Raw genomic sequence first — 8,321 nt, forward strand, 5'->3', positions numbered from 1 at the left:
TCAATTATAAATGAACCAAAATTAGTTTAAATTAAAAACTTTTAAAAATTATGGATCTAACAGAAACAACCCCTATAGAGTCACTTCAAAATATGAAGCTATATATTGAATTAAATATTGAAAAAAATCTTGAATTCGAAGCTTTGATAAGTCGTATCATTGAACTGAGGCAAAATTATTTAGACAACTACAGCAGTTTAGAAAGATTTTATAACAAAAAAAACATAAATCATACCATAATAGAATTAACTCAAATATATGAACATGAAGAAGATAAAATCTTAACAAATATTTTGTGCAATTACTACCAAACCAATGAATATACCATAACATCTATGGGCTATGATTTAGAGCAAATCTGGGTTTACTTGTTTTCTTTTGATATTCGCAATAAGTTAGGTAATTATATTAATTCTTTACAGGATTCGGTTTCCAGAATCTGTTATGGTAATTGAAAAACATATTAATTTAACTTAAAACTAAGCAATTAAACATAGTCATTTTTCAAATTAATATCTCAAGAGACTGTAAAATAAACTGTGTCAAGGATAATAAATAGAAGTATTATTTTTGACATAGTAATTATGAGTATCCACGAGAACGATTTTGATTTTGAGTCCATGAAGGACAAAGCCCTAGAGCAATTACGCAGTGGCGAATCGCTTTATGGCAAGAATGGCGCTTTTGCTCCTTTAATGAAGAAATTTTTAGAAGCAGCGCTAGAAGCTGAGATGGAGAGCTATATGGATGAAGCCCAACGCTCCATTGGTAATCGGCGTAATGGCAAAAGCACCAAAGCTATTCGGACTTCCGATGGTACGATTGACATCGATACTCCGCGAGATCGTCGATCTAACTTCGAGCCCCAGCTGGTTAAGAAACGCGAGACGATTTTAGCCGAGAGCCTGGAGAAGAAGATTTTAGGTATGTATGGTCTAGGTATGAGTCTGCGTGATATTTCGAATCACATCAAGGAAATGTACGACACAGACATCAGCCACAGTACACTTTCTTCCATTACCGATAAAATCATTCCTGAGGTCAAGGAGTGGCTGTCAAGAAGTCTAGACTCTCTTTATACGATTGTATGGATGGACGCCATGCACTACAAGGTTAAAGAAGACCATCGGTTTGTTTCCCGGGCTGTATACAATATTCTTGGTGTTGACCGAAACGGACATAAGCATCTTTTGGGGATGTATGTTTCGGAGAATGAAGGTGCTAACTTTTGGTTGAGCGTACTGACCGATTTACAGAACCGGGGTGTAGAGGACATATTGATTGCCTGCATCGATAATCTAAAAGGGTTTTCAGAAGCGATACAGAGTGTTTTTCCTAACACTGAAGTACAGACTTGTGTAGTACACCAGATCCGTAACAGCTTAAAGTATGTAGCTAGTAAGGACCAAAAGGAGTTTATGAACGATCTAAAGCCTGTCTACCAGGCTGACACATTGAATCTTGCTGAACTACGGATGGATGAACTTCAGGATAAATGGGGTGAAAAGTATCCTGTGGTCATCGATTCGTGGCGGCGCAACTGGGATCGTTTGACTACCTATTTTAGATATGATAAATCTATTCGAAAATTGATCTACACCACCAACACTATTGAAGGTTTCCATCGTCAGGTTCGTAAAGTAACCAAGACCAAGGGAGCATTTACCTCGGATATGGCACTAATGAAACTGATTTATCTAGCACATAAAAATATTAAGAAGAAATGGACGATGCCACTGGCAAATTGGGGAACAACTGCACAGAAATTAGCAATTTGGTTTCCGGGAAGAATGGTGTTAGATTTGCAGTAAACAAACTTGTTCAATTACCGCCCCGCGGGGCGGTAATTGAACAAGTGACACAGTTTATTTTACACTCCCTATCTCAAAATAAATCTATATTACCTAAATACTCTTTAGAGAATATTTTAAAAAACACCTTTTGATTAAAACAATTAGTTTAAAATTACATTACAAATATTTTAATAATCATGGACTTTAGATATATAACCAAACAATTTAATAATGCCCATATATAACTTAACTATCACAACAGCTTGTTATTCTATCCTTCTTGAACCTTTTTTGAGATTAATTCCGACCTAGATATTGTTTCTACAACATAGATAATTTACCCTAAACTATCTAAAATTGTATATGTTATATTTTTGATATACGCACTCGAACAATGCTATTGGTTAAAATTCTAATTTTCTTCGTAATAATAAGAGTAGTCGATTCCTTTCATAAACATCTCTCGACTATGAATATCTTTTGTTAAAGATAAGCTTAAGGCAGATTTTAGCATTTGGCTATCGATTACACTTTTGATCATGGCTTGGTGATAATCATTTTTAGTGATCTTACTCCAATCCACACTTTTTTTAAGTGATCTTTTTAGCATCAAATCTAACCAAATACGTGTACTTCGACCATTACCTTCCATAAATGGATGCGCAATATTCATTTCTATATATTTATCTACGATTTCATCAAAAGTACGATCTGGCATAGCCTCTATATCCTTCAATGTATTGGGTAGAAATTGTGCCATTGCAAATTGAAATCCACCTTTAGCAATATTCTTGTCACGAATTTGTCCTGCAAAATTATACAAGCCACCAAATAAATAAGCATGGATTTGTTGTAAACCTTTTACCGTACCGACTTCTATGCTATCTATAAATGAACTTTCAAATAAAGCATAAGCTTTAGATTTACTTTTACCATCTATAGTCTCATCACTATAGGTAAACCATTCCATAAAACGATTAGCTTTGGTTCCAGGAAAAGTTTTGCCCAATAAAACAATACCCTCATAATCCAATACATCTGCCAACCTATTTTTACCATCTGGTGCTAAAAATTTCAACTGGGTAGTGACACTAACCACTTCACTATTCTCTTTCTTTAGCTTCGCTTTAAGATATTTCCAATAGTTCCGTGTCTTCGCATAGTCATCTTGTCCCGTCAATACGGCTATGATATCTAATACTGAAAACCACCACTTACTCTGTTCATCATCCCAAATAGCACGTACCTCACGGTCATCAAAAAATCGAATGGAAACTTTAGACATTAATCTTAATTATGTTATATATACATACAAAAATAACACATCTTTCTACTAAATCTGGATTAGATTAGAAATATATGTAGATATTCTAATTATAAGCTATATTTTGTTCATCAGTTCCAACAGTTACTTATATTGTATGATGTGTTATTTATTTGTTTATAATGTTTTTTCAAAACAAATACTACTCTCAATATTTGAGTATTGTCCATAGTTTGGAATGACTACAAAATTATTTTTCTTATATAAACCAATAGCCTCAATCATTTTGTCACCCGTTTCTAAAATACATTTACTATAACCCAATTCTTTAGCCCAAGATTGTAATTCAATAAGTATTTTTCCTGCAACACCCTTCCCTCTCATCTCATCAGATACAAACATTCTCTTTATTTCTATTACACCATTTCCGTATTCCTTTATTGCTCCGCAACCAATAGGCTTGTTGGCTTCATAAGCAACAACTACATACTTTATTAGATTAATCTTATTGAATTGAGCGAAATAGTTATTTATTTCACCATTTTTTATTGCTAAATCTTTATCAAGTTCGATTATTAACTTTTGAAAATCTAAGTTATCTGAATTTGTCCTAATAATTGTATACATGAGGTTCTTTTAATCTTTTAAATTCGTAGTCTACCATAATAATACAGCTAACTGTTTTGTTAGTGAAACTAATATACAAATAGAGGCGCTAATCATATTAAACAGCCTATTTTACATTATTGTGAAGTCTCACAAACCCCTGCTAATATACGAGAACACATTATATTGTATCACGAATAAGTATTAACTCAATTTTATACTATATAATTCATTGACAAGCTTGGTTCTCTTAGCTCCTACTGGTTTATCTTTCAATAATTTTTCGATCTCAATAAACCTATTGGCCTTATCTAAAAATACTCTTGTTTGAAGCCTTCCTGAAACCCAATTTGCAAAATCTATAAATTCAGGATCATTCATATTGTACTTAAGGTCTTCTGCAATGCTTTTAAACTCCCAATTTGAACTTTCATTTTTATCAAAATCCAAAAATTCCTTTTCAAGAAACTTATCTAACAAATACGTATTTGAAAAAAAGGTTAAATGAAGTTTAAATTCTGCTTCTTTAAGTTTATTACTTTTAAACAGAACAAATGTCCATTCAAATAAAAAAATCGGATAACAACTGTCATCAGGAAAATTCTTATTAAACCAATTAAAATACCGCATAGCTCCTTTGAAGTCGGATATTTGAATATAGAGCGCTGGAATCAAATACCTTATTCCTTGGCCATCACGATGCCAACCTCCCCATTGCTTCTTATCCAACAAAAGTGCCTTTTTATACTTATTGATCTTCAGCTTTATTCTTTCAATTTGCTTTTCTGTCATTGCATATTATTTATTATCTGTATTGATATTAAAAGCTATTTCCCTTCTAGTATTGTCAATAGTTTTTGATTCAAATACAATTTTTCTGTACCAACTTTTACGGATTCCACTTTCTGCTAATACAATTAATTAATTACCAACAGTTTATACTCTACCTAAGTTCTCCTCAATGAGATTTTGACGTTTAGTGTACGGTAATCGAAACAATATCTCTATCAAATCCTTAGAATATATTTTTGGAAGCTTTTCTTTAATCTTTGCAGTCATTTCCTCCATAGCATGAGTAATTAGACTTAGACGATCTAATCCTTTCAATGCAGTATGTTCAATCATATCTAACATATAAAAAATATAGTCTTCCCAATTGTTATTTTTCGTCACACCTTGCAATTTAGTATAATACTTACTTTTGTTCTGAATAATATAATCATTCAAATAGATTGCAGGAACTTCCATGAGTCCAGAAACTTTTAAATACAACAAAAAGGTCATCATGGGGTGTTATAATATTTTTAACTCTGAACTTGCTCTTGCTTCTTGAAGATAAATTGTATCAAGAAATAAAGCAGGATTAGGTAAATTCAATAACATCCCATTAAGTTGAGTTAAGGCACGACCTGCTAAAATTGTTTTACGTAGAATTGCTTTAGTCTCAATATCTACATTTGGAGGTAATAAAGGTAAATCATTATATGGAACTCTTCGATCAAATTTGCTCATATCATATAAGAGTAAGTTTTACTTCCATGTTTCAAACAAGGGTAAAATAACAAAAAATACTCTCATTCAACATTCGACTATAAAAATTATTCCTGTTACAGAAATATAAATTAACCTCAATAAACCCTAGTTTTAAAAAGGGCAACATCAACTGTACGTCTTCAAACTAAATTGAACCTTTTCTGAGATTAATACCGACCAAAATATCACTTCTTTAAGAATACACAATCTACTATAAACGGTATTTACTTTTAAATAACGTCTATAATATTTTTCGTATCGTAAAACTACTATAGTTTTTTACTAAATTAGTTTACGAAGATTTACTGAAGGGACAAAAACAGTAATTTCGAACTCAAGTAATTCGTCACAGCAAAGGTAGATACTCCAGGGAGAAGCCGCTAAGACGGTAACAGAAGTTGAAAGTAAAGTTTTTCTGGTTACGAAGGAAGGAGTTGTACTTCCTAAAGGAGCAAAAATTCCTGGCAATTTTGTCGAAAATAAATTTCGTAGTTCAAATTTTGGTGAAATAATAAACGGAAAGTTTCAATCAAAAGTTAGAATAGATCCTCCCACTCCTGTTAACATGAAAGGGCCGAATGTTAGTCACTTTCATTTAAATGGAGGGAAAGAACACATTTTTGATATCTCAAGATGGCCATGGTAGTAACGCTAAAAAAAAACAAATTATGGAATTTAATGAATTATATTGGCACGATTCAGTTATTAAGAAAATTGAAATCGATAGAAATCATCCGGGTGAAAACGACACGATTTCATTTGAAATTGATTGGTATGATACAGGAATAAGCAAAATCTTATTTGAAGATGTTTATTGGCTCAGAATGGACATGAACTTTGGTGTTATAGCAGAAGAATCTATTTATGAAGCATACATAGCTTCAGATGACGATATAGACATCGTGAGATTTACTGAAAAATGGAGTGGGGTATTGAAAGAAGCATTACCCTGTTTTATAATAAAAACAGCTTCAACTGGAAGTGAAATAAAAATAATTGCAAAAAAGTTTAGAGAGGATAAATAGTAGTTGCCGCTGAGGGGGGAACGAATGCATTTAAGTCTTTTACAGCAAGTAATTACAGGCATAATTTGCAGGTGCTAACTGGTAAGAGTGGCGTAGGAATGGACGCACACCATATTTTCCCACAAGCACAGCGTTTTCAACAGCATTTTAATAGAGTTGGGTTAAATATTCACGACCCCAAGAATCTTACTTGATGGCAAAGTGGAGCACACAGGAGTGCGTCAGGAGCCTATAACAAAGCTTGGGATCATTTTGTGAGATTATCTGTTATACAATAACATTTTTCAATATAGATAGAATTGTAGCCTTACCATTTTGGTAGACTTCCCTATTTTTCAACCTGTTCAAAAACCTTACATTAAATACGAAATGCTGCTCGCATAAGCTCTTGTTCTGAACGTGATATGCCAATTTCTTTAGCTAGCTGTTCCCATTGTTGCACAGCAGTCATTACTTCCTCCTGTATTTTGCTCATTGCTATAGTATCTAGTCTAAAATACTCTCCCACACTTTTGGCTAAATCAATGTCTAAATCATTATTATACATATCAATATTGAGTGCTAATCCATCTTTATCGATTGATGGATTTAAATCATAAGCTGGAGATAATTGCCAACCTTCTTCATTCAGGATAAAACCATGATTACGAAGATGGTCATCAGTATTAGATACAGATATGTTAAACACAATACGTCGCCATAATTGCTCTAAATTAGCATCTATATTAAAACCATGATCTTGAATAAATTCTACAATATCTAGATAACTTGCAGGACTGCTTTTTATCGTTTCTTCCGTATTACCTGTCATAGTCATTGCAGATGAAAAATGCAATCTCTCTTTTCCTACCCTATCGAATCGTTTTGTAAAAAAGGTATGAAAATCTCCAATAACTTTCTCTAAACGACATTCGGCCATTTCAATCCCTGCATTAATCGCTAATTTATAGAGCAAAAACTCCCAGGCAGCCTTATCAATAGTATCATTCTTTGATGGAAACTTCGCTATCCATAACTCATTATAATCATCTACAATATTTGCTTTAGGTCTTGCTCCTCCCAGAGAGGATCCTGGAGCGATAAGAAGCTTCAACCATTTATTCATAGCCTCATTATCCGTATCTTCTTCGTAATACTGAACCGCCTGTTGTAATTCTCGAACAGTAGACCACGGAGGTGTAGCCTTTTCTGAGTCATTATCTAAGAAATCTCCCAAAGGATCTAACTTAAAACGAAAAGCACCCATTCGAGTTTCATCATAAACACCTAATAAAAAGTCTATATCGTATAGCGTTCTAGGTTTTGTTGTATGACTTCTTGCAAACTGAACCTCTCTACGTTTCATTAAAGTCCGCCCCCAAGTATCAGGCATACTATCTAAGAAGATACCAAAGTTTTCCTTGTTATTCGGAAATTGTTGACCAGAATAAAATTGTATATCGGGATCTATTAATCGTTGATAATCTGTTGTTAACCAATTCCTATCATATTCAAAGCTAAAGGCTTTTCGTCCCTTAGCTTGATGTGCTGACAATACACCCACTAAAGTTGGCTGGACTAAGCCTTGCCAATCTGCATAAACGTAGATATCTGTTTTATTAACCGACATATTATAATAATTCTAGATCTTGAAGCTTACGACCAAAAACATCATCTGAAGCTAATTTCAATACATCTTCTTGTAAACCTAAAACACGTAATACATTAAAATAGGATCCCATAGCAACGCTTGAATCTCCCTTTTCTATAAGATACAACGTAGAACGAGCAATGCCCGCACGCTCGGCAACTTGTACCGCTGTTAACTTACGACGTTTTCGAGCAAGCTTTATATTTTCCCCCATTTGCTCTAAGAGTATCTGAAACTTTGGAAGAACAATCTGTTTCCTCATATTTTGATTGTTATTTCATACAAAAATACAAATTATGTTTGAAATAACAATCATAATAATAATAATAATAATAATAATATTGAATGACAAAATAGAATGAGAGTAAACTATTTACCTACAGTCATTTTGCGTATTTCCTGGTAATATAAGATAGCACATTTATCAAGAATAAATATTAACTCAATTTTATACTATATAATTCATTGAC

10 protein-coding genes are annotated in these 8,321 nt (G+C 33.0%); 3 read left to right on the top strand and 7 right to left on the bottom strand.

Features of this window, described 5'->3' with window-relative positions; translation table 11 throughout:
* Positions 1 to 50: 50 nt before the first annotated feature.
* Positions 51 to 455, top strand: coding sequence for a hypothetical protein (locus IP023_RS14325; RefSeq protein ID WP_241791082.1), 405 nt, complete (start codon positions 51 to 53; stop codon positions 453 to 455).
* Between the two features lie 129 nt (positions 456 to 584).
* On the top strand, positions 585 to 1,811 hold the full coding sequence (locus IP023_RS14330; protein WP_241791083.1) for an IS256 family transposase: 1,227 nt from the start codon (positions 585 to 587) through the stop codon (positions 1,809 to 1,811).
* Between the two features lie 394 nt (positions 1,812 to 2,205).
* Here IP023_RS14330 and fic read toward each other — a convergent pair whose 3' ends face one another.
* From fic to IP023_RS14355, 5 genes are all read right to left on the bottom strand, one after another.
* Positions 2,206 to 3,078, bottom strand: a complete 873-nt coding sequence (gene fic / locus IP023_RS15980) for a protein adenylyltransferase Fic (RefSeq protein WP_241791084.1) — start codon at positions 3,076 to 3,078, stop codon at positions 2,206 to 2,208.
* A gap of 156 nt (positions 3,079 to 3,234) precedes the next feature.
* Positions 3,235 to 3,684 (bottom strand): GNAT family N-acetyltransferase, encoded by a 450-nt coding sequence (locus IP023_RS14340; RefSeq protein WP_241791085.1) that lies wholly within the window; start codon positions 3,682 to 3,684, stop codon positions 3,235 to 3,237.
* Positions 3,685 to 3,867: 183 nt separating this feature from the next.
* Positions 3,868 to 4,455, bottom strand: coding sequence for a hypothetical protein (locus tag IP023_RS14345; RefSeq protein WP_241791086.1), 588 nt, complete (start codon positions 4,453 to 4,455; stop codon positions 3,868 to 3,870).
* A 144-nt stretch (positions 4,456 to 4,599) separates the two neighbouring features.
* Positions 4,600 to 4,911 (bottom strand): Fic family protein, encoded by a 312-nt coding sequence (locus tag IP023_RS14350; RefSeq protein WP_241791087.1) that lies wholly within the window; start codon positions 4,909 to 4,911, stop codon positions 4,600 to 4,602.
* A gap of 45 nt (positions 4,912 to 4,956) precedes the next feature.
* A complete protein-coding gene (locus IP023_RS14355; RefSeq protein ID WP_241791088.1) occupies positions 4,957 to 5,175 on the bottom strand; it encodes a Fic/DOC family N-terminal domain-containing protein in 219 nt (72 codons plus the stop codon).
* A gap of 620 nt (positions 5,176 to 5,795) precedes the next feature.
* Here IP023_RS14355 and IP023_RS14360 point away from each other — a divergent pair.
* Positions 5,796 to 6,221, top strand: coding sequence for a hypothetical protein (locus tag IP023_RS14360; protein ID WP_241791089.1), 426 nt, complete (start codon positions 5,796 to 5,798; stop codon positions 6,219 to 6,221).
* Between the two features lie 358 nt (positions 6,222 to 6,579).
* Here IP023_RS14360 and IP023_RS14365 read toward each other — a convergent pair whose 3' ends face one another.
* Both IP023_RS14365 and IP023_RS14370 read right to left on the bottom strand, forming a co-directional pair.
* Positions 6,580 to 7,830, bottom strand: a complete 1,251-nt coding sequence (locus IP023_RS14365; protein ID WP_241791090.1) for a type II toxin-antitoxin system HipA family toxin — start codon at positions 7,828 to 7,830, stop codon at positions 6,580 to 6,582.
* A gap of 1 nt (position 7,831) precedes the next feature.
* On the bottom strand, positions 7,832 to 8,113 hold the full coding sequence (locus IP023_RS14370; protein WP_241791091.1) for a helix-turn-helix domain-containing protein: 282 nt from the start codon (positions 8,111 to 8,113) through the stop codon (positions 7,832 to 7,834).
* Between the last annotated feature and the right edge of the window lie 208 nt (positions 8,114 to 8,321).

It is taken from the genome of Sphingobacterium rhinopitheci, from assembly GCF_022627575.1.
GTDB lineage: Bacteria > Bacteroidota > Bacteroidia > Sphingobacteriales > Sphingobacteriaceae > Sphingobacterium > Sphingobacterium rhinopitheci.

Bases quoted from the DNA above. Each gene is read 5' to 3' on its own strand.
- IP023_RS14325 (WP_241791082.1), top strand. From the start codon at position 51: ATGGATCTAACAGAAACAACCCCTATAGAGTCACTTCAAAATATGAAG.
- IP023_RS14330 (WP_241791083.1), top strand. From the start codon at position 585: ATGAGTATCCACGAGAACGATTTTGATTTTGAGTCCATGAAGGACAAA.
- fic (WP_241791084.1), bottom strand. From the start codon at position 3,078: ATGTCTAAAGTTTCCATTCGATTTTTTGATGACCGTGAGGTACGTGCT.
- IP023_RS14340 (WP_241791085.1), bottom strand. From the start codon at position 3,684: ATGTATACAATTATTAGGACAAATTCAGATAACTTAGATTTTCAAAAG.
- IP023_RS14345 (WP_241791086.1), bottom strand. From the start codon at position 4,455: ATGACAGAAAAGCAAATTGAAAGAATAAAGCTGAAGATCAATAAGTAT.
- IP023_RS14350 (WP_241791087.1), bottom strand. From the start codon at position 4,911: ATGGAAGTTCCTGCAATCTATTTGAATGATTATATTATTCAGAACAAA.
- IP023_RS14355 (WP_241791088.1), bottom strand. From the start codon at position 5,175: ATGAGCAAATTTGATCGAAGAGTTCCATATAATGATTTACCTTTATTA.
- IP023_RS14360 (WP_241791089.1), top strand. From the start codon at position 5,796: ATGGAGGGAAAGAACACATTTTTGATATCTCAAGATGGCCATGGTAGT.
- IP023_RS14365 (WP_241791090.1), bottom strand. From the start codon at position 7,830: ATGTCGGTTAATAAAACAGATATCTACGTTTATGCAGATTGGCAAGGC.
- IP023_RS14370 (WP_241791091.1), bottom strand. From the start codon at position 8,113: ATGAGGAAACAGATTGTTCTTCCAAAGTTTCAGATACTCTTAGAGCAA.